Raw genomic sequence first — 23,672 nt, 5'->3', positions numbered from 1 at the left:
CATTCCACCCTCGCCTGGCGCCATGACTCGGCTGTCATCGGTGAATCGACGGGTCGAGAGATGACGTGGTGGACGATATGTTGGCCTGCTGGTGCTGAGTAGCTTGGGCGGATGTTGACGGCGGGGATCGATCTTGCGGCGGAGGACGCCAACACCGCGATGGCCCGGATCCGGTGGACTGCGACTGGAGCCGTGCTGGAGGAGCTGACAATCGGGGCGGGCGATGGCCAGCTCCTGCGGGCCGCTTCGACGACGGACAAGGTCGGGATCGACTGTCCGCTGGGCTGGCCCGAGCCGTTCGTGGAGTTCGTCATCGCCCACCATCGCGGGGATCTCGTCGCCCCTACCGACCTGGTCGGGCGCGACTGGCGCAGAAGCCTGGCCTGGCGCCGGACCGACGCGGTGGCCCACGAGGTGACCGGTCGCCCGCCGCTCAGCGTCGCCGCGGACCGCATCGCACACATGGCGATGCGGTGTGCCGCCCTGCTGGCGCGGCTCGCCGCAGACGGGCAACCCGTGGACCGCAGCGGCGGCGGAACGATCGTCGAGGTCTATCCCGCGGCGTCGCTCAAGAAATGGGGGTTGCCCTACCGGGGATACAAGGGACGACAGAACAGAAGCGTGCTGAACGACTTGATGGACCGGCTGGTGGATGCTACGCCGTGGCTGCAGCTCGGCGACTTTGAGGGGATGTGCCGGAGCAGCGATCACGCAGTCGACGCTGTCGTGGCCGCACTGACCGCTCGTGCGGCTGCCATCGGCCAGGCCAGCCGTCCCGGTCCCGCCGATCTGGCCGCCGCCGCAACTGAAGGCTGGATCGCCCTACCGACCGCACCACTGAGCAGTCTCAACACCTCCAGCACGAGACGCTGACGACCTTTGCCGAGGAAGATGCTCCGGGCGAGCCGCCGGCTGCCTGACCTGTTTCCGGATCACTCCGGCGCATCCCGCCGAGTACAGCCGCGAGCCAGCACGATCCGGCGCAACTGCCGTACGCCGCGCCCGAAGTCCTCAAGGTCATTCACGTCAATGTCGCCCGGAAGTGCCGCGAAGGCGGCAGCAGCCTCGTCAAGAGCGTCCAACACGGCGACTTCGTCAGACTCCACAAGTCCCTCCTCGGCGGCGAGCTGCTGCGAGCCGTCGTCCGAGAACATGAGGTACTCGACCTCATCCGGCCTGAGGTCGAGTTCTCCCGCCCACTTGGTCACTAGGCACAGGTACCGGCGGTAGTCGTCGACGTTCCAGTTCAGGCTGACGTGGAGGTCGGCGTGCCGCCACAGCCACCGCTGCACACGCCGATCGAGCACCAGCGCCGGCGATGCCTCCGCACCGCTGCAGAAGTAGAGGTACTTGGTGGCGAAGGAGACGCCGAGATGGCGCAGGCGGTGCTGCTTCAGCCAACCGAACGCCTCTGCCCCGCCATCGCGGCGCGTCTTCAACGCCACGTCGCGGAGAATCCGAGGCGCGTCGACGTTCTCGCAAAGCACCCGGGCGGTACGGAACGCGCCGTAACCGACCGGCCCGTACCCCCACACCATCGCTGTCACGAACGCCCGCACGGCCTCGCCGTGGCCTTCGCCAGCCCGGCGGCCCCGTTCTGTCACATGGTTACGGTCGATCCGGTCCGGCAGTTCCTCAAGAAGGCCTTGGTGCTCCGGCAAGCAGGCGAGCCACGCTGAGCGGTTCCACCCCATGCCGCCCTGAGGTTGGCGCCCCTGTGCCTCCCATCGAAGCAGAAGCTCTCGCAGGCGGTTCGGAACAGGGACGCAGTCGTTCGACATGGTGATCATGTTCGCACCGACCGAGGTACGGGTTTACCGACAGACAGGCGGGGCGAATCGCCGATCGGACATGCTCCGACGGCCTTGTTGACTATCGACAGTCCACCTTCCGTCGCTTAGGCGACCAGCATCTTTCCAAACCCTTCGTCTGCCTGCAACACTGTCACCTCCGGTACGTCGAGACAGAAAGGCAGCAGATGGCTCCGACCATCCGGGTAGACGACGAGGTGTATGCCCTACTGCAGTCCAAGGCGGAAGCGTTCGTCGACACCCCCAACACAGTGCTGCGACGACTCTTGAACCTGAACGGAGGCGTCACTGGCCCGGTAGAAAGCCCAGCAAGAAGGCCGCGCGTGAAGCCAGCATCGTCGACAAAACTCGCTCGGCTGCTTGCCGACGGCATCCTCCGCGTCAACGAGCGCCTCGTATGGAACCGGCGGAATCAGGGGCAGCAACACGAGGCCTGGCTCACGGACGACGGTCGGCTACGCCTGCGGGACGGCTCCCTGCACGACACCCCTTCGAGCGCCGCCCGGCATCTCGCTGGTTATGAAGTCAACGGTTGGACGGCTTGGCAGCGGCAGCGCGACGGGAAGGCTCTCAGCGACATCTGGGCGGAGCTTGACCATCCGGTTGTATCAACGACCGGCACCGCATCCACCGAGTCGTCATCTGAGGTGCCGGCTCAGCGTTCCGTAGGACGGAAGCGCGGCCAGACACCGCAGAAGGCCTTTCGGCCGTACATACTCGCGATTCTTCAGGAGGCCGGCGGCCGGCAGGAGGTGGACAAAGTGCTCGCGGAACTCGAACGCCGCATGGAGCACGTCTTCCTCGATGGCGACTATGGCGTTGTCGATGGGGACGAAGTGCGGTGGCGGAACGCCGCTCGTTGGGAGCGTAAGGCTATGGTCGACGACGGACTGATCAAGCGAACCGCGCATCGTGGCGTATGGGAGCTGACCCGAGAAGGAATGAACACGTCGATGTGATGCGTTTAAGGGGCGCGCTGGCAGCCGGGCCGAGCATCGCCACGGCAGCGGCCGCGCCGTGTACGGCGTCGCCGCAGTCCCCGCAGGCGGCGAAACTTCAAGACGAGCTCAGGGATCATCTGGGCTAACTGCCAGAGGAGAGCGCCAGGAACGGGCTGGGCTGCCCGCTCCAGGACACGTGCAGCGCCTCCCGTGCCCGCGTGCTCGCAACGAACAGCAGGCACCGCTCCCGGAGCAGGTCGCTCTCGTGCTGCATCGGATCCACCTCGGCCGGCGTGACCTCCTTGGCAAACGGCACCGACCGCGCCGTAACGCCAACCACCGCCACACACCGGAACTCCAACCCCTTCATCGCGTGCATGGTGGCCAGCCGCACCCCGTCGACCTCCGCGCCAGGCTGGTCCCGCACCCGCACAACCGGCATCCCGGCGGCAGCCAACGCCTCCTGCACGTCGCCCAGAGTGGTGTTGAACCTGGCGCACACCGCGATCTCGCTCGCCGCGACGCCCTGCTCCAGCCACTTCCCCACCCGCTCCACGAGCGCCGCGATCTCGGCCTGGCTCGTCGGGTACCCCGCGGCGTGGGGCCGCTTGCCGTGGAGCAGCGATCGGTAACCGGCGAGGCTGTCGTCACCGTCGCCGCCGAGATCCTCGACCCGCGACCCGACCAGCACCCCGGTTGACCAGGAGAGGATCTCCTCGGTGCTGCGGTAGTTGACCCGCAGCCGGCTGCTGCGACCGGTGACGGAGATACCGAGCGCGCCCAGCGAGACCCGGGAGTCATAGATCCGCTGGTGCGGGTCGCCGGTGATGAAGAGGTCGTCCGGGCCGGGCGTCACCGCGGCCCGCAGCACCCGCCACTGCGCGGGATGCAGGTCCTGCGCCTCGTCGACCACGACGTGCTCGTACCCGTGGACGGAGAGGCTGGCGTCGCCGAGCAGCTGCGCCGCCCGGGCGCAGATCTGCAGGTGCGTGGCAGTGCCCGCTGCGGACAACTCCTTCTGGAACATGTCCACGGCGTCCCACACCCGGTCGCGCTGGCGCGGTCCGAGCGCCGACCCCCTCCCCCGCCGGCTGGCCGCGCGGTACTCCTCCCGGCTCTGCACGTTGTGGGCGAGGATCACGTGGCGGAACTCCTGGGCGAGGAACTGCTCGGTCCAGGGCAGCTTCAGCCTCCCGCACACCCGCCGCCAGACCTGCCGCTCGTCCACGTCGCCGATCGGGGTTGGCACCCGCCCGGCGAGGGCCCGCACGGTGCGGTGCGCGACGGCGTTCACCGTGGTCACCTCCACCCGCGCCAACTGCTCCTCGTCGTCGAGGAGCAGCGCCAGGTGCTCCCGTAGGGTCGAGGCCAGGGCATTCGTGTACGTGGTGAGCAGCACCCGACTGTTGGGCGTACGGGAGAGCAGGTGCTTGACCCGGTGCAGGGCGACCACCGTCTTCCCCGTGCCGGGTCCGCCTGTCACCTGGGCCGGCCCGTTGTAGGAGACCCGGTAGGCGACTCGCCGCTGCGACGGGTGGAGGAACACCCGCCACGCGGCGAAGGGCTTGTCGAGGATCTCGGCGAGCTCGTCCGGCCGGGTCACCAAAGTGATGCGGTTGGCGGTGTTGGCGATCGCCAACGCCAGGCTTTCGCTCGGCTCCGGCGTCGCGTCGGCCGGCCGGCGCTCGGCCACCACGTCGCGGTAGACCTCGTCCGGCGTGAAGCCCTCGGCGAGGTACTGCAGCACCTCGAACTGGTCCTCGGGCAGCAGCGTGCCGAACGCATCCAGCTGACGCTTGTCGATGATCGTGCGTACAGCCCGCAGCACCTGGTCGTCGATGCCGAGGTGACGCAGCACCGTGTCGGAGTAGCGGGCGAACAGGAGACTCGGCGCCTCCGCAGCGGCCTTCTCCAGTGCCGGGGTGAGTTGCTCGATGGCGGCGACGTTGCGGACTTCCAGGGCTCGGGTGGCGGTGTTGACAGTGTAAAGGCGCTTGGCCGCCCAGTCGTACGCGTCGTCGTGCGACACGACGTTGAGCAGTAGGAAGGTGTCGCTGCCGTCGTCGGGCGCCAGCACCACGCCGCGCCAGAAGTCGTTGATCCGGATAGTCCGCATCCGCGGGTCGCGGGCGTTCGTCACCGACTCCAGGTGCAGGCCCTTGTCGGCGCGCAGCTCGGCGATGCTGAGCTGCTGGAACTTGTCCATCGCCTTGCGCACGCCGGCCTTGATCGGCTTTTCCAGGACGTCGTAGCTCTGCCAGAAGCTGTTGGCGAAGGCGAGCTGCGGCACGGGTGCTCTCCTGCATGGTTGGTCGGGAGGGTGGACGTGACCCTACCGGCGGACGGCGATTTCGTGCCAGGCAGCACACGTCGGGTCGGCGGGGTGACGCGACCGACGGTATCCGTTCATGGTCACCACCAATTCGTCACGTTTGGTGATTGTCGATAACCCGACAGTGACTCACCTTCACGTTCCGCAATATCCAAACTGGTTTATGGCCAGCTCGGACGGTACGCCCAACGGAAGCCGAAGCCGCCACAAGCCAGTCACGCCAGGGGTGGGTGCATCCGAAGGCTTCCCCGCCTCGTTGCAGCCGCTGCTGGCGCGTATCGCAGATCGCCGCGCTGGGCGTAGCGAGGCAACCCTCCAGGCCGACATTCGACAGCTCCTGCTGGCCGGTGACTTCGGCCTCGTCGACAGCCATCTCGACGTCGAGCTGGAGGCTCCGGCCGGCGGTGGTCAGCGCATCGACATCGACATCGGCTTCACCGTCATCGAGGTGAAGAAGCAACTGCGCGCCGGGCGGACACTCCATGAGGCCGAACGCCAACTCGCTGGGTACGTCAGATCGCGAAGCCAGGAGACCGGGCAGCGGTACGTCGGCATCCTCACCGATGGCGCCACCTGGCGTGCATATCAGATGAGAGGCGGCTCGCTGACCCTGGTCGACAGCCACACCGTTGCTGCTGCCCGCCCCGACGGGCTGGCCCTGTTCTACTGGCTGGAAGGCGTCCTGGCGACGAGCCAGCGCGTCCCACCGACTCCGGGCGAGGTGGCTCGCCGCCTCGGCGCAGAGAGCACTTCCCACAAGCTCGACCTCGCGGCACTGGCTGCTCTCCACGAAGAGCACGCGCAGCTGCCGACCGTGGAGTTGAAGCGACAGCTGTGGGCGGAGCTACTGGGAAGCGCGCTGGGCACGCAGTTCGTCAACGATCCGGGCCTCTTCGTGGAGCACACGCTGCTCATGAACAGCGCGCACATCATCGCGCACCTGGTCGTCGGCATCGACGTCATGGAGTTGCAGCCCGAGGGCCTGATCACCGGGCAGCGGTTTGACCAGGCCGGCATCCTCGGCGTGGTCGAGCACGACTTCTTCGGCTGGACCACGGAGGTGCCCGGCGGTCGCGAGTTCATCCACGGCCTCGCCCGCCGACTCGCGCGGTTCGAATGGACAAGGGCCGACCACGACATCCTGAAGGTGCTGTACGAATCCATGATCGGCGCCGAGACGCGCAAGCGAATGGGCGAGTACTACACGCCGGACTGGCTCGCCGAGCATCTCGTCGAGACTGTCGTCACCGATCCGCTGCAGCAACGGGTGCTGGATCCGGCCTGTGGCTCCGGCACGTTCCTCTTCCACGCCGTACGCCGCTATCTCGCGGCGGCCGAGGCGGCGGACGTGCCGATGGACGCCGCCCTGACGCAGCTCTCCCACCACGTGGTCGGCGTCGACCTGCATCCGGTCGCCGTGGCGCTCGCGCGGGTGACCTACCTGCTCGCGATCGGGCATGACCGCCTCACCGATGAGCGGCGAGGGCCCATCAACATCCCCGTGTACCTCGGCGACAGCATGCAGTGGCGGGAGCGACTGGACCTCTTCACGGAGGACCACGTGCGGATCAGCGCTGGCCACAACGCGAGCCAGGTCGAGGACTGGTTACGCTTCCCTCAGCACCTGCTCGACGATCCCGGCCACTTCGACCGGATCGTCGCCACCCTCGCCAGCATGGCGGCGAAGCCGCGGGATCCAGACAACCCGCCCTCGCTGGAGGGCTTCTTCCATCGGATGGATATCGCGGCTGACGACCAGCCGATGATCATCGACACCTTCGACGCGATGTGCCGGCTGCACGACGAGGGGCGCGACCACATCTGGAGCTACTACCTGCGCAACCTGGCCCGACCGGTCTGGCTGGCCAGGAAGAAGAGTCGGGTGGACATCCTGATCGGCAACCCGCCGTGGCTGTCCTACCGCCACATGCCGCGGGAGATGCAGGCAAGTTTTAAGAAGTTCTCCAACGACCGCGGGCTGTGGCACGGCAGCAAGTTCGCAACGCACCAGGACCTCTCGACTCTCTTCGTCGCGAGAGCGGTCCAGCAGTACCTTCGAGACGGCGGTGCGTTCGCCTTCGTCCTGCCCAACTCGGTGCTCGACCGCGAATACTTCGAGGGCTTTCGCAGCGGGTGGTATGAGGATCCCGGCGAAATGACCGGCGTCGCCTTCACCGGCTCCTGGGACCTGCGACGTCTTCGTCCCCATCCCTTTCCGCGGGGCGCCAGTGTCGTCTTCGGTGACCGGGCCACCCTGAGCACCTACCGACGGCTGCCGTCGGTGACCGAGCGGTGGACCGGACATCTGCTGGCGAGTGCCAAAACATGGAAGGTAGTCGAACCCCTCATCACCCGAGAGCCAGCCCACCTGGTCCATGGCGAACCAGCCCTTGCCGAGTCACCGTACGGGCCGCGGTTCTCGCAAGGCGCCACGATCGTGCCGCGCATGCTGTTCTTCGTCGAAGCGGAGGCGGGAGGGCCACTTGGGCTCAGCGCCGGCAGTCGAGCCGTTCGCTCGGCGCGCAGCAGCCTCGAAAAGACGCCGTGGAAGGGACTTCCCGCTCTCAAAGGCGTCGTGGAAAAGGAGTTCATTCGGCCGGTCCTGCTCGGCGAAAGCATCGTTCCGTACCGGGTCCTGACCGCACGACAGGCTGTGCTGCCGCTCGATGGGTCCTACCTGATGAACGGCACCAACCACAGGCTCGACTACCACCCGGGCCTCGCCAACTGGTGGCGGCAGGCGGAAGCCGTCTGGGAGGCTCATCGCAGCTCCGACCGTCTCACCCTGGCGGAGCAGCTCGACTTCCGGCGCAAGCTCACCGCCCAGTTCCCCACGCCGCCACTGCGGCTGGCCTACGGCGCGTCCGGCATGCACGTAGCCGCCGCCATCGTCGACGACCCGGCCGCGCTTATCGAACACAAGCTCTACTGGGGAGCGATCGCATCCCGGGACGAGGGCTTGTTCCTGTGCGCGATCCTGAACAGCCCCACACTGACCGAGCTTGTCCGGCCGATGATGTCCTACGGCAAGGACGAGCGCGACGTCGACAAGCACCTGTGGCACCTACCCATTCCTCTGTACGACGCGGGTAACGCGATGCATCAACGTCTCGCTGAACTCGGCCGGGAACAACACGTGACCGTTGCCGAGGGGCGCTTCGACGAAGGCATGAGCTTCGTGACGATGCGCCGCCGGATCCGCGCTGAACTCGCCCGACACCCGGCCGCCTCGGATATCGAGGCCATCGTCATGGAGATGCTCGGGTGACGGACCCGCGCGGCTCCTGCTGGCGCTCCTCCGGCCCTGGCAGCGCGGCGATCCTGGCCAGCACCGGCCGGAGCGGGCCGTCCTGGCCATCCGGCCCGATCTCGACGCCTTCGAGCCACACCCACTGGCCGTCGTACCACTCGCTGAGGTCGATCCGGACCCGGACGATCCGCAGCCGGAGCGGACCGGCTGCGTACCGGTAGTCGGACTCGGCGAGCCGGACCAACTTCCCGGGGGCGAGGGACACGCACGGGATGACCGGTACCCGGGTCACCGTCACCGCGGGCACCACCTCGACTTGGCCGTGCGGGCGCACGCGCGGCTGTGGCCGGGGTTCGGCGGCCAGCGCTGCCCGCCGCGCCAGCAGGATCAGCCGGTTGCGGACCTGCGCGGGCGACAGGTCAAAGGCGTTCATTTCCAGTACGTCCGCAGGCAGCGCGAAATGATCGAGTCCGCCCAGGCCGCCCGGGGGCAGGTGCCGTCCCCCCGACAGTCCGGGCACTTTCTGGTGCGCGGGTCCTCCGTGGGGCGCCGCCAGTGCTGCTCGGCCAGCCGGTTCGCCCGCCCGAGCTGAGCAGGGGTGACGAAGAAGTCGCCGTCCGCGTCCGGCCGCACGGGCTCCACCGGCTCGCCGCCGGGCAGCGCCTCGCCGTCCGGCGTTGTGAACCTCCCCTGGTTTCGCTCGCCGAGCCGATCCGGCGCGTAGCGACCCGCGCGCTGATTCCGCCCAGCAGACCCCGCCGCCCGCTCCTCGGGCCACTCGTAGACGAGCGCGCCGTCGCACCGCGACTTCATCCGCAAGCCCGGTACGACGTGCTCGACCGCCAGCCGCCGAAAGCGCCCCGGGACGTCCCCATCCGGCACCGCCTGCCCGGTCAGATCCGTCACGATCTTGCGAGGCCGCAAGAACCACTTCCACTGCCTGCCCATGTCCCCTACCTGCACTTCGCTCGCTGGCGAGTCTACCACCCTTTACTAAGTTTCCTAGCAAACCTAGGGTTGCCCGTCTACCCGCCGACCCCGAGTGATGCCATTCAGGGCATGCCGTACGCCGCGCCTCTCTGGAGATCAATACGTGATGATCTCCGAGCAAGGATCACGGCAGGCTTGTTGAAGCCGGGCGAGAAGATCCCCACGACGCAGAAGCTCATGGAGCAGTACTCGACGAGCTCAGCAACGGTCCGGAGAGCGGTCGACTCAATGATCGAGTCTGGAGAGCTTGTCGGCAGGCAAGGGCTGGGAGTTTTCGTGGCCGACACTGCACAGCAGAACTCGTGACTGCCGATGAATACGTACTTGGTCATCCTCGGTCACCGCGAAGCTATCTCATGGGTGCTGCACGAGCAGCGGATGGCGTTTCCCGCAACCCCACGCGCCGAGGTCGCCGCGCTTGCCGCCGAGGATCGCCTCTTCCTGTATGCCACCCGAGGCGCGTGGCGCAACCCGACCCGAGATCGCGGCAGGATTATCGGTACGGCGACAGCTCAATCCACTGCCCAAATGCTGGACGCGCCCATCGAGATCGCCGGCCGTACCTTTGTCTCCGGCTGCGACCTGCGGATCGACAATTTGGTGCCGTACCCAGGTGGGCTGGAGTTGCAGCCAATTGTGGAGCAGCTATCCGCCTTCCCTAAGCCAGAGGCGTGGAGCATCTACCTGCGCAGAGCGCTGCTCGCCATCCCAGCACCGGATGTCGACCTCCTTGACCGTCTCCTGACGCCCCTGCTTACAACGAGGTTCCGGGCGCTGCCGACCTACCCGTCAGCGCCTGCCCTAGGGAGGGTTTGAAGACGAGGCAAGTCGTCTGCTCTTTGTGGTCCGAAGAGGACACCCAGGAATCCGCTCAGCCCCTAGGTGTCCTCTTGTCAGCACATCTAACCAGGCCGAACCTGGCTTGCTGCTTGAGGCTCGGATTCCCCCGCCCGCTGCCGAGGAATGGTTGGGGCCGCCGAGTGGCGGTGACCGTACCCAGGCGACGGTGCGAGAGTTGACGTGTAGCTTTCTCCCTCAACCAGCGGGCTAGTCAGACCGACACCCGCTTCGGACATCCGATCGTATTCAGCGAGGACCAATTCTTTGGTGCGGTATGTGCCGTACTTCGCCTCGTCTTTGCGCCTAACGATCGGGAACGTCTCCATAATGTAATCCACGTCATCGCGGGAAATACCGTAAAGATGAAAGAAAAGGGCGTCGAGTTCGGCGCGAATAACGGCTCGACGAGCCTCATCCCAGCGGAATGGGCTTCCCGCATCGCCAAGATCGGCTGCGAACGCGGCCATGGCGAAGGAGGTGTAGCTGAGTTCTAGCACGCGGCGGGTGATGAAATCTCCATGGATGAACAATTGACTCGGACCAAGAACAGGAATTTGCCGCATCAGGAACAGCGTCAAATGCCCACCGGTGATCTTTTGTCTGACAATGAAGTCATAGATGAAAGACCCAAAGTTCGCCACAAGCATGGAATGCTGACGTGCATCCATTGACTCAGAGAAGAGAACAGGGGCGCTGTGCCCGAAAGCGGCCGCCGGGACGATACAGAAGATCGCTGTTCGGGCGTTAGTGACAGGATTGGTCATGTCGCGGAGAGATATAGCCCACCGGTGACTAGTCCGCCATTTATCGTTGAACTCGGCCCAAGACACCCAGTAGCGAGGGACCGCCTCGACGTTTGGGTCTTCGTGATCGACGCCGAGCGTTGGCGCTTTCCTCGTGAAGCGTGACTCAGGGGCGACTCCATCGAATGTTCCAAACCTATGGTCGTAGATGTGGAGATTCTTTGGCTCATACAAGGGAACCATCACATCATTTCCGCGAACGAAGGTGGATCCTTTAAGAATCCAACCTTCAGCTTCGAGCTTCTCTCTGGTCTGGAAGAGCGCAGAGTCACCGGCCATATGGAACATTGTTCCGTAGGAGATGAGCCATTCGCCGTCACGCCTTATGTCACTCGAGAAAATGCTGATTCTTTCGTAAATCGAGGAAAGCACTCCGGCGGCTCTCGCATCCAGAAATGCCGTAAGTGTGCCCGTGTTGGGATTCATAAGCAAGATCTTCTTGGGCGTGAGGCGCACAAGCCTGCTGGGATCGCGGATTTCTCCAGCATTCCGCGACAGAAATGATGTCAGAACCTCTGGTACTGCCTCATTTGACAGTGTCATGAGGCAGAAGCGTACGACTGCTCCCACCGCAGGGAAGATCGATTCTTTATTGTCGAAGTCGAAAATGCTGACAAGCTGAGAGGTTTCTACAACGTTGCGAAAGAAATGCTGTGTGGTGGCGTCAGTGCAGATGCCAGTGGGAACGATTACGCCCATTCTCCCGAACACACCCATCAACATTCGGTCGGTTTCTGAAAAGACCGCGTAGGTGTTGATGTCTCCCCGACCGGTGAGCGGGTAACGGCCACCGTTGCGCAGGAAGTGGCTCTCGCCTTCCGCCTTCCGCTTTGCCGCCTCGAACTCCTCGTGCAGCGAGCGGCGGTCCTCGTCGTCCTTCAGCGCGGCGATGAGCTTCTTCCGGGCGGCAGCGTTCGCCGCGGTCGCAATCGCCTCATCCCGCTGCGCGAAGAACTCCTGCTCCTGAAGCTTGATGCGCTCCCACGGTGGGTTGCCCAGGACGCAGTCAAAGCCGCCGGCCCAGCCCGTTGCTGGGTCGATACCTGATCCGTACTCCGGAACCTCGAAGACCTCCGGGAACTCCAGGTGCCAGTGGAAGAACCGGTACTGCCCGCGCAGCCGGGCGATTTCGTCGTGCGTCGCCTGCGACGCGGCTGAGGCGTCGGGGTTTTCCAAGGCTCGGAAGACGCCGTGGGTGACGGCGGGCGGGGCAGCCGCCGTCTTCTTCCACACGAACGCCGCGCACCAGGCGTCCGCGACGCGCATGGCACGCGCGTATTCGGCGGAAGTCTTCCAGGTCCGGTACGCGGACGCCTGCTTACGCACGTCGGTGAGGGTGTCGACGTGAGCCGCCGTGATACGGCGCAGGTCCCGCGCGAAGACGGTGTTGGCGACCTTTGCCCCAGCGTCCAGGTCGAAGAGGCTGCCCTGCCCCGCCCGCTGCTTAGAGTTCTGCTTCTCCAGGCCCTTGGCAATCGTCTTGTCGTCGCCCTCGATGGGCTTGAATGCCTCATTGGGGATGCCGCGCTTGAGCAGCGCAGGCGTCGCACCGATCAGCGCGTTGCCGCGCTTCACGTGCGCGTCGAGGAAACTCAGCGGCTTGCCCGGTTCCAGGGCCTCCATCCAGAGCGACACCTTGGCCAGCTCGACAGCCATCGGGTTGAGGTCGACGCCGTAGATGCAGCCGACGACCACCTCATGCAGGGCGTGGCGGACGGCGTCGACGGTCGGCTCTGGGTTGCGTTCGCGGACCGCCGCGACCCGCTTGGCGATCCGGCGTGCCGCGGCGACCAGGAAGTGGCCGGACCCGCAGGCTGGGTCGCAGACGGTGAGCCCGAGCAGCTCGGAGACGATCGCGTCGGACGGGTCGGGCTGTCCGGCTGCCGTAGCGGCCATCTCGCCGCGCTTGACCGCGTCGTCTATCACCGGGTCGAGTGCCGAGTCGAGCAGGCAATCGATCAGCGATGACGGGGTGTAGTAGGAGCCGCTGGTCTTGCGGGTGTTGCCGGCGAGTTCAACCAGCTCGAAGGTGCGGTCCACCGCGCTGTGCTTCGGCACCAACTCCAGCAGGGACTCGTAAATCGAGCCGAGCTCTTCGGCGTCCAGGTTGCGGTAGTCGACCGACCGCCAGCGCCGCGAGCTGGTGTCGCGCACCAGCGACAGGTGCCGGATGGCGGTCAGCAGGGAGTCGTTCGACAGGGCCAGGCCGTGCAGCGGGGCGTCGGCCTCGTTGTCGTCGAAGAGGCCGCCGAGGCCGGGCAGGCCCAGCTCGGGGCGGCCGTTCTCGTCGCCGAGCGCGTTCAGGACGATCCGTAGCGCCTGGTAGAGGTCGCTGTGTGCAGTGCCGCGGCGGCGCCGGGCCTGCGCCCGCAGCCGGGCGGACGAGAAGTAGCTGGCGTACCGCTCGCGGGCCTGCTCGTCGGCGTCCGGGGCGTGCAACGCGTCGCGGTCCTCGGCGACGAAGAGGAAAAGCAGCCGGTAGACCAGGCGCAGCAGGGCGTTATGCAGGGCCTGCGGATCGACGTCCTCCCGCAGCGCGCCGTTGTTCGGGTGGCGCAGGAAGCCGGTGCCGAGCGCGGTGATCGCGTCCTGGACGCCCTTGCGGAGCTGGTCCAGTGCGCGGGTGCCGGCGGCGATCGCCTCCGTGCGCCATTTCTCCAGCCAGCAGCTCGACGGCGCCGCGCCGTCGGCGACGTCGAAGCGGGAGACGTGCAGCAGCCGGTACAGCAGCACGAACTCGCTGAACAGCTCACCGTCGAAGATCGCCTCCAGGTCGAACTCGACGTACGCGGCGGTGGCCATCGCGCTGGAGTCGCGCAGCAGCCGCAGCTGCCGGCCGTTGGTGAGCACCCCCCACAGGTGGGCCTCGGAGCGGTTCAGGCACTCCTGCACCAGCGACTGCGGCGGCACGGTGCCGGCTCCGCCGGGTCGCTTGTCCAGCGTGGCGTTCCATGGGGCCAGGTGGATGGGTGTGTGATTCCAACGGTGGCTGATCGCGAACGTCTTACCGCCGTCGTCCGACGCGATGCCGGCGGCGCCGAGCGCGGTCAGCCGGCCGAAGCCGAGCTCGTCGAAGAGCGGTTCGAGCCACTGCGTGACCGCCAGGCCGGTCGGGTCGGCGGGGGTCTCGGCCTCCGGGGCGACGGGGAGCTTGTCGCGCAGGTCCTTCCAGATCGACTTGAGGTAGTCCCAGTGCCGTTCGGCGTCGTCGCGCACCGACCGGGAGCCGACCACCTTGTAGTCGGCGGGCTTGGAGCCGGTGACGTCCCTACCCTCGGCGATTCGGAGCAGCATGTCGGCGGGGATCAGCCCGCCGATCGTGTGGACGGCGGCAAAGACCTGGTTGCGGGCGGTAGCGGACATCAGGCGACTCCTCCGGCGGCGGGGGTGGAAGCCGGCAGATAGACGTAGGCGCCGAGGATGTCGGCGGGCTTCTGCGCGGTGACGGTCAGGCCGCGGACGATCTCGCCAGCGGCGCTACGCACCCGGCGGTGCGAGGCGAGGAGTTCGGCGGCAAGCTCCTCGCCGTACGCCTCAAGGTGGTCGGTGGCGGCGGGCAGCCCGTCGAGGATTCGGCTCATCGTGCGCTCGCCGAAGTCGCGGTCGGTGTTCTCGTCGGCGGTCGCGTCGAGCAGCCTCAGCGCGTCCTCGGTGGGCAGCCAGGTGGCGTTGGTGGGTGCACCGGCGAAGGCGAGCAGCCGGGCGTCCTCGGCGACGAGCTGCCGTACGCCGGCCCGGGACGGCAGGGTGAGGTGGAAGCGGTAGCGGACCAGCAGCAGCGTGGTGCGGCCGGTGACGGCCCGGGTCCGAATGACGCCGCAGCGGCGGGCCGGGCGGGGGCCGGAGGCCTTCTCGTCCAGGGCTGCGTTGAGGACGTAACCGGCGAGCGCGACCACGGCCGGGTCGGTGCGTACTAGTGCGGCCTCGCCGCGCGCGACGGCCGCCGTGCTGCGAAACGGAACCGGGCGGCCCAGCTCGACGACGTCGCCGCCCAGCGCCGGGGCGAGGCCGTCGCGGAGCCCGGCGGGAGTGCCGCTCAGCTCCGCGGTGAAGTCCCCGGAGCCGCCCGGGTCGTCGCGCAGCACGCCGTCGAGGGCGCGCAGTGACTGGCGTACGAAACCGCGGACCTCCGCCGCCCGGCCGAGCGTGTCGCGAACCGCGGCGACCTCGCGGGCCACCTCCTCCGGGCGGATGGAGTGCTGGGCGAACCGGGAGCGGGACGCCTTCTCGCGTTCCGCGGCGGACTGCCAGTCCGCGGCCAGGGCGGCGGCCTTCTTGTCGATCGCCTTGTACTCGTCGACGTCGAAGAGGCTGCCCTGCTCGCCGTCGCGGCCGCGCAGCAGCAGCCACTCGACGATCGCGTCGGTCACCCCGGAGGAGGCGGCGTCGGGGACGGAGACAGAGATGCCGAGGTCCTTGCGGATCTGCCGGTGCTTCTTGATGAGGACGTCGAGGACCTTGCCGTCGATGCCGTTGTCGCTGCCGTAGAGGGTGATGACCCGTACGACGGTGCGCTTCTGGCCGTACCGGTCGACCCGGCCCTCTCGCTGATCGTGGCGGGTGGGGTTCCAGGCCAGGTCGTAGTGGACGACGGCGTCGAAGTGATGCTGGAGGTTGACGCCCTCGGAGAGGCAGTCTGTGGCGATCAGCACCCGACGGGCGGCGGGATCATCGCCGGCCGCCTCGGCGAGCTCCTCGATGCGCTGGATGCGCTGCTGCGGCGAGAGGGTGCCAGTGACGGCCTGCACCACGGTCTTCTTGCCGAGTTTGCCGTCCAGGTGCTCGGCGACGTACTCGGCGGTGGGGATGTAGCGGCAGAAGACGATGGGGTGGTACCCCTCCTTGAGCAGCGCCTTGAGGTGGGTGACCAGGGCGGCCAGCTTCCGGTCCTCGGTCGGCCCCTCCAGCTGGGCCGCCTGGTCGGCCAGCTCGGCGAGCCGCGCGCCGGCGTCAGCCACGCCGCCGGTCTCGGCGCCGGGGGCCACGTCGAGGCCTTCCAGGGCGTCGCTGTCGGAGAAGTCGCTGGTGAGCGGGGCGCCGAGGCGGTCGGCTTCCTCGGCGGTGCCGGCCGTCGCGGTCGCCGAGCGGGTACGCAGGGTCTGCGCGGCGGCGCGCGGCGAGGACACCAGGGATCGCAGCAGGGCGATCGCGGACCACCAGGCGATTCGGGCCTCTCGCCGGCCCTGCTTGTCGGCGGCGCTCACCCGCTCGCTGGCGTACGCGATGGCGTCGTCGAGCAGGGCGCGGTAGGCCGGGGAGAGCTTATAGGTCTCGTCCTTGAAGTGCCGGTCGGCGGGGAACGACGTCTCCTCGGCCAGGCTGTCGTCGGCCAGCCCGTCCTCCCGGGTCAGGTACTGGCGGACGTCGGCGCGCTTGCGGTGCACGAAGTACGGGGCGAGCATCCGGCGGCCGGCGTCCGAGCCGAGGTCGACCGTCGCGAGTTCCGGCTTGACCAGGCGCAGCAGGTTCCGGAAGGCGCTCTCCTGCCCGCTGTGCGGGGTGGCGGTCACCAGCAGCAGGTGCCGCTCGGGGTCGGCGGCCACGCGTTGCAGGAGCTCGAAGCGGAGCTGATTCTGCGATGAGGTGTTGTCGTCGGCGGCGACGCAGGTGTGGGCCTCGTCGACGATGACCAGGTCCGGGCAGTGCCGGACGAAGTCGTCACGGTGCCGGGTCGACTTGATGAAGTCCGTGGAGACGATCACGTGCGGGTGCTTGTCGAACAGGGACTGACCCAGGTCCAGACCGCGCTCCAGCCGGGAGACCGTGGAGGCGAGGACCAGTTCGGCGTCAATGCCGAACTTGGTACGCAGCTCCGCCTGCCACTGCTCGGCCAGTGCCGGTGAGCAGAGCACGGCGAGCCCGCTCGCGCTGCCCTGCGCCAACAGCTCGCTGGCGATGAGGCCGGCCTCGACAGTCTTGCCGATGCCGACGTCGTCGGAGATCAGCATGCGGACGGTCTTCTGGCGCAGCGCCATCATCAGCGGCACCAGCTGATACGCCCGCGGCTCCACGGCGATGCCGGCGAGGGAACGGAATGGTCCGGCGCCGGAGCGGAAGCCGATCCGCAGCGCGGACCGTAGCAGGCCCGCCGCCTGGGCGTCGCCGAGGTCGGCCGGCGACGGGTGCGCGAACTCGGCGCTGCTGACGGTCTCGAAGCTCGGGAAGACGGCCGCGATGTCGTCGTCCGCGCCGCCGAGGGGGCGCAGAACGAGCAGGTCGTCGGCGCTTTCCGGCAGTACGACCCAGTCCCGGCCGCGGGCCGTGACGAGGGAGCCGGCGCTGAAGGGGGTGGTCATGAGGGGTTCCTTGCGCGTCGTGGTGTTCTGTTGTCAGTGCGGAGGTGAGTGTCAGCCGCTGGCGCTGGTTCCGAAGTAGTTGGCGTGTTTCGCCGTGATGGCGGCCCAGTCGCCGTTGTGGGGAAAACGGACGACGTCCCAGCCCCGGTCATAGAGCCGTTCCTGCGCCTCGGCGTCGCGTTCGGCGACCGCAGCGTGGTCGTGGACCGGCCCGTCCACGAAGACGGCAACGTTGGCACCGGGCAGCCGGTAGACGTAGTCCGGCCGGGCCAGTGCCTCGGTGACGAAGATCTGCGCCTCGTCCGGCAGGCGCAGGCCCCGCTGCTTGAGCCAGGTGATGAGCTTCGACTCCAGCGCGGTGTCCGACTGCGCGGTCAGCCGCTCAAGCTGCTCGGTCCGCGACTCACCCTGACCAGTGGATGCGGCCTTGGCTGCGGCGAAGCGCAGCAGCAGGTCGCGCACCAGGTGCCGGTTGATCGACCGGTGGTTGAGCTGGTTGCCGTAGGTCAGCAGGCACTCGTAGCAGCCCTGAGCGCAGGGACGATCGGGGTGCGGGCCGCCCGTGTCGGTGCCATCGGGCTCGAAGTGGCAGATCGCCAGCGCCTCGGTGGCCGCTCGCGCCAGGGCGTTCGGGTCCGACTGCATGAGCCGCAGCACACCGGCGCCGCCCTCGGCCGCTTCGGTGAACAGCATCCGCTCGCGCGGCCCGTCGTTCGGTGGCAGGAGTTCCGTGGTCAACTCGGAGTCCTCCAGCTCGAAGGCCGCCTCGATGCCGCGCTCCAGCGCATACATCAGGGAGAGCGCGACCGCTTCGTCGAGCGGCTCGTCGAGCTTGAGGACCAGGATGTTGCGCCGGTCCTCCACGTACGGGATGACCCGCTTCTTGCGGCGCTTCTCGTTGCCGTCGGTGTCGATGAGGGGCATCTCGCTGGAGTCGCCGGAGGCCTCGCTAGCGTCGCGCTCGTTCATCCACCGCCCGTCGGCCGGGTCGAGCCAGAAGCCGTCCGGCTCGTCCGTCTTGGACCGGACCCGGCCGGTGTTGGTGATACGGACGGTGGCCGAGTCGCCGTAGGAGAGGACCGCCAGGCCGCCGACGGCATCCGAGACGATGGCGTCCCGGCGGCCGGGGCGGGCGCCGTGGTCATGGAAGCGGTACGAGGTGACCAGCCGGAAGCCGGCCCGGCGTCGCTCCTCCTCGTCCGAGGAGATGCGCTCGCGGCGCTTGGTGTAGACGGTGTGCAGGTGCAGCAGGCCGGTGGTCCGCTCGCCCAGCACCTCACCGCACATCTGGCAGCGGTCGGCGCTCTCCTTGATGTCGTGGTGGTAGCCGCAGTGGTGGCACCGACGCGCCTCGCCGGTCACCACGTCGCCGGCCGCGTCCGGGGGTAACTGGATCCGGGTGACCTGATAGCGCGCACCCTCGTGGTAGATCAGGGCGCCCGGGCCGAACTCGCGGATGGCGAGGAATCGTGGTCGCTGCAGATAGTCGCCGTCACCGAACTTGCGGCCGGTGGTGGGGACGTAGGCGGCGAGCGGCAGCCGCGGGAACGAGTAGCCGGGAAGGAATCCCTCGCTGGCCAGGTAGCGGTACGGGTTGAAGTCCGACAGCACCGACTTGCTGTCGACGCTCTCGTTCTTGAGCAGGTTGAGCTGGGTCTCGGCTTCCTTGCGGCGGCCGACGGCGATCCGGCGATCGCGTTCGGACAGGGTGTGGTCGAGGACCCGCCGGTTCTGCTCGGCCTGGTCGACGAGGGCAGCCTTGAACAGGTCCCGCCAGCGGTCGAAGGCCCGGTCGAACCGCTCGGCCGTGGTCCGGACGGTGTCCTCGATCCACTGGTCGTCCCACCAGCTCGACTGGGCGTACTCGGACAGCAGGCCGGCGAACACCGTGCGTGCCGCGGCGGCCGCCCGCTCCTGCGACCGGCTGTCGTGCAGCGCGGCCGTCATATGGTCGTGCAGCGCCAGGGCCGGGTTCGGCCGGCGGGAGTCCTCCGGGTAGCTGATGTCGATGGTCTCGGGTATGGCACGCCCCAGCTTGATGCCCGCCTCGGCGAGCCAGATGGCCTGCACGTGGGACCGGACGAGGTCCTCGTTGGCCAGATCCAGGCGCGGTGGCGCCACCGCGCCGGCGACCATCCGGGCCGAGCGGCGGAAGTAGTACTGGTCGTGGCTGTTTCCGGTGGCGCAGTAGGTGGTGACCAGCGCCGGCTGACCAGACCGGCCGGCCCGGCCGCTGCGCTGCGCGTAGTTCGCGGGCGTGGGCGGGACGTTGCGCATCATGACGGCGTTGAGCTCGGAGATGTCGACCCCGAGCTCCATGGTCGGCGAGCAGTAGAGCAGCTTGAGCTCCGCCTTGCGGAAGGCCTCCTCGCGCCTCTCCCGCTCGGCCGGGTCGACCTGGGCGGTGTGTTCCCGGGCGGTCAGGCCGGCGAGGGTCCCGGCGGCCTCTTGGTAGAGGTCGCGGAAGAAGGTGTTGACCCGGGGGCCGTCGCCGCTGGCGTAGGTGCGGGTCAGCGGGTCGTGAGTGCCAATCTCGCCGGAGCCGGCCCGCCAGATGAGGGAGGCAGCCGAGACGCGGTAGCCGGTGGCACTGGCGCCGGCCGGCCGACGGAAACGACCGGCCCGCTGCGGCGCGGCGTCGATCCTGGTGATCACGCTGGCGTTCGCCAGCACCTCCAGGAGATCGACGATCACCTGCTGCGCGTCGTCGAAGCCGAGCTTCTTGCCGAAGTGCACCCGTTGCAGGTACTTGCCGAACTTGCCCCGGCCGGAGAGAAACAGCCCCGAGCGGTCCATGCCCGGCCGCGACGGCTGCGGGTAGGCGGTGCCAACCTTGGGAGCGTCGCTCGCTGACAGCACCCACGGGTCGACCAGACGTTCCTCGCTCGCGCGCTGCAGCGAGTCGAAATCATCCCGGAAATACTGCACGTCGATGGCGAGCGACCGACGCATCTCGTTCAGCAACGCCCGCATGATCTCGACGCGCTGGCCAGGCTCCGCGTCGCGAAGGACGTCGTGGCTCTTCGACCAGCGCTCCTGGTTCTGCGCGAGCCAGTCGAGGTCCTGGTAGTCGATCTCCAGCAGGCCGGTCTGCTCCAGGTTGGGCATGGTGATTCGCCAACCCCGTTCAAGGTCCAGATAGAGGCGGAAGGCGACGACATCACGCAGCGTCTTCGCGGCGTTGCGCGCCATCGCGGGTGGCAGGTCGTCACCCCGTGCGTAGTCCGCGACTTGGAGACCCAGGGCGGTAGTCACGTCGGAAGCCAGGTCCTCGTGGTTGATGCCCTCCTCACCAGCGTCCAGCGCCGCCTTGTATAGCGCTCCCCGCAGTTGGGTGATCTGCACGAAGTCGTTGAAGTGACCGGCCTGCAGGGAGGCGTCCTGCCGGTTGTCGACGAAGGTCAGCAGCTTGCGGGCCTTCTTGTCGAGTGCCTCCGGCGACGCGCTCATCAGGGAGCGCACGATCGAGGCGGAAACCAGCGAGGTCGCCGAGGAACGCCCCTCCTGATCGAGGGTGGCGAGCTTGGCGAAGTCCTTGCCCCGAGTCTGCTCGTAGCTCACACCGCAGTGGGCACAAAAAAGGAACGGCGAGGGGATGAAGGCTGCCTTCAGTGTTCCCCGACCCTCGTATCCGTACGGGTCGACGGTGACCGCGACCGGCAGCCGCTCCCGGTAGGAACTGCGGACGGCCTCCTGCCCGTTGTCGTCGATCTCGAGCCAGGACTCCGGGATGCGCCGTCCCTCTATGGCCTCCTCACGCGTGTTCGGCCACGGCCGGTCCGTGTCGATGTAGAGGTAGCCGTCCGTGGCCTTCCCGCCCGTGGCGACGATGTCCCGGCGCGGTTCGTAGACGACGTTGCCGTCCCGAGTGGTGCGCCAGACCGTCAGATACTCCTGACCGCATTCGCGGCAGAAGGCGAGCGGCAGCAGGATCTTCCCGTCCGAGCCGGGTAGGACGAGCTGGTAGTCCCGGGTGAGGTGGCGGGTGAGCTCGTCCTCAAGGGTCACGTAGACCGTGTCGCCCTTGGAGAGGAACTGGTGCAACCGGAAGGCGAACAGCGGCCGCTCGGTGACCGGGTGTCGCGCCTCGGACCCGGCCTTCAGGGTGCGCCGGATCGCCCGCGCGCACTCCGCAGCGGTCAGGCCGCTGGCCTCAACCAGTTCGACCGCGGCATCCTCGATCTTGGCAGGCTTCTGGCGCACGAGATGCCCTACGGCGTCCACAGCGAGACCAAAACGCGTCTCGATCCAGCGGGCCAGCGGATCGTTGACCAGGTCTCCGTAGGCCCGTGGTGCACCGGGCGCCCGCAACCGATCCACCGGCACCGTTTCAGGTGCGGCGGCCGTGGCGCGGACGAGCGTCTCGCCGATGACGTTCGCCGGCGTGACCTCGACGCCGAACAGGGTGCTGGCGACCCGCGCGACGACCACCCGCTGATCGTCGATGGTGCCTTCGCTGGAGATGGTGGCGGAGGTGCCGATGCACTGCAGCTTTTCCGCCTGGCAGGCCTCACGTACTCGGCGGATGAGCAGGGCGACGTCGGCGCCCTGACGGCCCCGGTAGGTGTGGAGCTCGTCGAAGACGAGGAACTCAAGTCCCTTCGCCATCTTGATCAGCGACCGCCGGTCGTCGGGGCGGGTGAGCATCAGTTCCAGCATCACGTAGTTGGTGAGCAGGATGTCCGGCGGACTGTCGCGGATCTCCTTACGCTGCTCGTCGCTCTCCTGACCCGTGTACCGGGCGTAGGTAACCGGCTCCCGGCCGGGCCCGTATCCGTCCTGAAGGTATTTGTCGAGTTCTTTGAGCTGGCTGTTGGCGAGCGCGTTCATCGGGTAGACGATGATCGCGCGTACCCGTTTCGCCGCCTTCGGTCCCTCCTGCTGGCGCGCCTTGAGCACCTTGTCGACGATCGGCACGATGTACGACAGCGACTTGCCGGAGCCGGTGCCGGTGGTGAGGACGTAGGACGCGCCGGACTGCGCCTTGGCGATCGCCTCACGCTGGTGCTGATGCAAGGTCAGGGAACGACCGTCGCAGCTCCTGCCGCCCTCGCTCTTGCCGGCCTGGAAGATCCGCGCGCACTCGTCGTGCAGCACGCCCTGACTGACCAGTTCGAGGATCGAGCCGCCGGAGGCGAAGAACGGGTTGAGCGACACCCACGGGTCGGGCCACTGCGACTTGGCGTCGAGGTCGTCCTCGACGAAGGCCGCGATCCGGTCGTCCCGGATGATAGTGCCGCCCTCGGTGAAGGCGCGGTAGTCCTTGAGAAGCCGCTCGTGCACTCCAAAGACATCCATGCCAACACCGATGGCGTCCGTAGCGCGGTTCTCCTCTGCCTGAACTGACGGCAGGGCGGCACTGCTGGCATCCCGCACGTTCGCCAGGTAACGCACCGGGTCGAAGCTCTCCCAGCCAGGGACCGTATCGGCGCCCTGGGCAAAGGGCAGAAGCGCCTCGCGGACGGTCACCGCGTCTGCCGGGCGGTCGGCGGGGTCCTTGGCGAGCAGCCGGTCGATCAACCTCGCGATGTCGGTCGGCACGTCCGAGCGCATCAGGCGGACCGAAGGAACCCGCTCTTCTAGGTGCTTCTGATACAGCTCATGAGCGGACTCGCTGAGGAAAGGCGGCACACCGGTCAGGAGTTCGAACAGCACGCACCCGAGGGCGTACAGGTCGGCTGCCTGAGTGACCGCCGCTGCCCGGAACTGCTCGGGCGCCATGTAGCGAGCAGTTCCGACGGTGACTCCCGTGCTGGTCAACCGTCCGGCGTCGCCGTCCTCGAGGATCCGGCCCATACCGAAATCGAGAACCTTGACCGCTCCGCCGCGAAGCAGCATCACGTTGGACGGCTTGAGGTCGCGGTGCACAACTCCGGCAATGTGGGCGGCCGACAGCCCGTCCGCGATCTGCGCACCAACCGCAGCGACCCACGAGATCGGCAGCTGCGGGTGCTCGGAGACCAGATCCCGCAGCGTCTCCCCGTCGAGGAGCTCCATGGCGATGTACGGCAGTTCATCGACGCGCGCGGCACCGGCGATGATCCGCGGCAGGTGCGGATGCTGGAGCTTGCGCATGATGCGCACCTCGCGCTCGAAGCGCTGTCGTGCATTGCTGTCGGGGGAGGTGTCGATCATGGCGCCGGTTCGACTGCGCAGGATCAGTTTGAGCGCGACGATCCGATCGCTTGAGCTCTCCCCCGCGTCCATGTCCTCGGCGCGATGGACCTCGCCCATGTTGCCCTTGCCGATTGCGCCCTGCAGGCGAAACCGGCCCGCCACCCAGTCGTTTGTCCCCGTCACCCTCAACGCCCCCAGCTCGTTATTACGGCGAACGCGCCGTCCACCAGATACCGGGAGGTGGGCTGGCCGCTCGACCCACCTCGGTCCCGCCTACAGGACTCGCTCCGAC

General features: G+C 67.7%; 12 protein-coding genes. 5 read left to right on the top strand and 7 right to left on the bottom strand.

Annotated features, from left to right (window positions below; translation table 11 throughout):
* The first annotated feature begins 111 nt into the window (after positions 1–111).
* Positions 112–873, top strand: coding sequence for a DUF429 domain-containing protein (locus tag NMK34_RS06905; RefSeq protein ID WP_318332700.1), 762 nt, complete (start codon positions 112–114; stop codon positions 871–873).
* Positions 874–932: 59 nt separating this feature from the next.
* Here NMK34_RS06905 and NMK34_RS06900 read toward each other — a convergent pair whose 3' ends face one another.
* Entirely contained in the window at positions 933–1,790 is an 858-nt protein-coding gene (locus NMK34_RS06900) for a hypothetical protein (protein WP_318332699.1), read from the bottom strand.
* A 188-nt stretch (positions 1,791–1,978) separates the two neighbouring features.
* Between NMK34_RS06900 and NMK34_RS06895 the strand changes: the two genes are divergently transcribed.
* Positions 1,979–2,770, top strand: a complete 792-nt coding sequence (locus tag NMK34_RS06895) for a winged helix-turn-helix domain-containing protein (protein ID WP_318332698.1) — start codon at positions 1,979–1,981, stop codon at positions 2,768–2,770.
* Positions 2,771–2,894: 124 nt separating this feature from the next.
* Here NMK34_RS06895 and NMK34_RS06890 read toward each other — a convergent pair whose 3' ends face one another.
* Positions 2,895–5,042 carry a UvrD-helicase domain-containing protein gene (locus NMK34_RS06890; protein WP_318332697.1) on the bottom strand — a complete coding sequence of 716 codons (2,148 nt, stop codon included), beginning with the start codon at positions 5,040–5,042 and terminating at the stop codon, positions 2,895–2,897.
* A gap of 118 nt (positions 5,043–5,160) precedes the next feature.
* Here NMK34_RS06890 and NMK34_RS06885 point away from each other — a divergent pair, with 118 nt between their 5' ends.
* Positions 5,161–8,352, top strand: coding sequence for an N-6 DNA methylase (locus NMK34_RS06885; protein ID WP_318332696.1), 3,192 nt, complete (start codon positions 5,161–5,163; stop codon positions 8,350–8,352).
* Here NMK34_RS06885 and NMK34_RS06880 read toward each other — a convergent pair.
* The gene (locus NMK34_RS06880) at positions 8,333–8,767 is read right to left on the bottom strand and encodes a hypothetical protein (protein ID WP_318332695.1); all 435 of its coding nucleotides are present in this window, start codon (positions 8,765–8,767) and stop codon (positions 8,333–8,335) included. The two genes, NMK34_RS06885 and NMK34_RS06880, sit on opposite strands and share 20 nt — an antisense overlap.
* The gene (locus NMK34_RS06875) at positions 8,764–9,282 is read right to left on the bottom strand and encodes a hypothetical protein (protein WP_318332694.1); all 519 of its coding nucleotides are present in this window, start codon (positions 9,280–9,282) and stop codon (positions 8,764–8,766) included. Before NMK34_RS06875 ends, NMK34_RS06880 begins: the two co-directional genes overlap by 4 nt.
* 111 nt (positions 9,283–9,393) lie before the next feature.
* On the opposite strand from NMK34_RS06875, the gene NMK34_RS06870 reads away from it, so the two are divergent.
* Together NMK34_RS06870 and NMK34_RS06865 are read left to right on the top strand one after the other, a co-directional pair.
* Positions 9,394–9,630: a GntR family transcriptional regulator gene (locus NMK34_RS06870; protein WP_318332693.1), complete on the top strand. Its 237-nt coding sequence runs from the start codon at positions 9,394–9,396 to the stop codon at positions 9,628–9,630.
* 6 nt (positions 9,631–9,636) lie between these two features.
* Positions 9,637–10,140: a hypothetical protein gene (locus NMK34_RS06865; RefSeq protein ID WP_318332692.1), complete on the top strand. Its 504-nt coding sequence runs from the start codon at positions 9,637–9,639 to the stop codon at positions 10,138–10,140.
* Between the two features lie 86 nt (positions 10,141–10,226).
* Here NMK34_RS06865 and NMK34_RS06860 read toward each other — a convergent pair whose 3' ends face one another.
* The 3 genes from NMK34_RS06860 to NMK34_RS06850 are packed head-to-tail and all read right to left on the bottom strand — an operon-like array spanning position 10,227 to position 23,563.
* Positions 10,227–14,330, bottom strand: coding sequence for an Eco57I restriction-modification methylase domain-containing protein (locus tag NMK34_RS06860; RefSeq protein WP_318332691.1), 4,104 nt, complete (start codon positions 14,328–14,330; stop codon positions 10,227–10,229).
* On the bottom strand, positions 14,330–17,263 hold the full coding sequence (locus NMK34_RS06855) for a DEAD/DEAH box helicase (protein WP_318332690.1): 2,934 nt from the start codon (positions 17,261–17,263) through the stop codon (positions 14,330–14,332). Before NMK34_RS06855 ends, NMK34_RS06860 begins: the two co-directional genes overlap by 1 nt.
* Before the next feature lie 51 nt (positions 17,264–17,314).
* Positions 17,315–23,563 (bottom strand): protein kinase domain-containing protein, encoded by a 6,249-nt coding sequence (locus NMK34_RS06850; RefSeq protein ID WP_318332689.1) that lies wholly within the window; start codon positions 23,561–23,563, stop codon positions 17,315–17,317.
* Between the last annotated feature and the right edge of the window lie 109 nt (positions 23,564–23,672).

The sequence above is a fragment of the Micromonospora sp. BRA006-A genome (assembly GCF_033433935.1).
GTDB lineage: Bacteria > Actinomycetota > Actinomycetes > Mycobacteriales > Micromonosporaceae > Micromonospora > Micromonospora aurantiaca.
Note: the sequence above shows the minus strand (reverse complement) of the source record. Positions and strands in the feature narration are given on the sequence as shown.

Excerpts from the sequence above, each read along its gene's own strand:
- NMK34_RS06865 (WP_318332692.1), top strand. The coding sequence starts at position 9,637 with ATGAATACGTACTTGGTCATCCTCGGTCACCGCGAAGCTATCTCATGG.
- NMK34_RS06895 (WP_318332698.1), top strand. The coding sequence starts at position 1,979 with ATGGCTCCGACCATCCGGGTAGACGACGAGGTGTATGCCCTACTGCAG.
- NMK34_RS06860 (WP_318332691.1), bottom strand. The coding sequence starts at position 14,330 with ATGTCCGCTACCGCCCGCAACCAGGTCTTTGCCGCCGTCCACACGATC.
- NMK34_RS06885 (WP_318332696.1), top strand. The coding sequence starts at position 5,161 with ATGGTCACCACCAATTCGTCACGTTTGGTGATTGTCGATAACCCGACA.
- NMK34_RS06870 (WP_318332693.1), top strand. The coding sequence starts at position 9,394 with ATGCCGTACGCCGCGCCTCTCTGGAGATCAATACGTGATGATCTCCGA.
- NMK34_RS06875 (WP_318332694.1), bottom strand. The coding sequence starts at position 9,282 with ATGGGCAGGCAGTGGAAGTGGTTCTTGCGGCCTCGCAAGATCGTGACG.
- NMK34_RS06905 (WP_318332700.1), top strand. The coding sequence starts at position 112 with ATGTTGACGGCGGGGATCGATCTTGCGGCGGAGGACGCCAACACCGCG.
- NMK34_RS06855 (WP_318332690.1), bottom strand. The coding sequence starts at position 17,263 with ATGACCACCCCCTTCAGCGCCGGCTCCCTCGTCACGGCCCGCGGCCGG.
- NMK34_RS06900 (WP_318332699.1), bottom strand. The coding sequence starts at position 1,790 with ATGATCACCATGTCGAACGACTGCGTCCCTGTTCCGAACCGCCTGCGA.
- NMK34_RS06880 (WP_318332695.1), bottom strand. The coding sequence starts at position 8,767 with ATGAACGCCTTTGACCTGTCGCCCGCGCAGGTCCGCAACCGGCTGATC.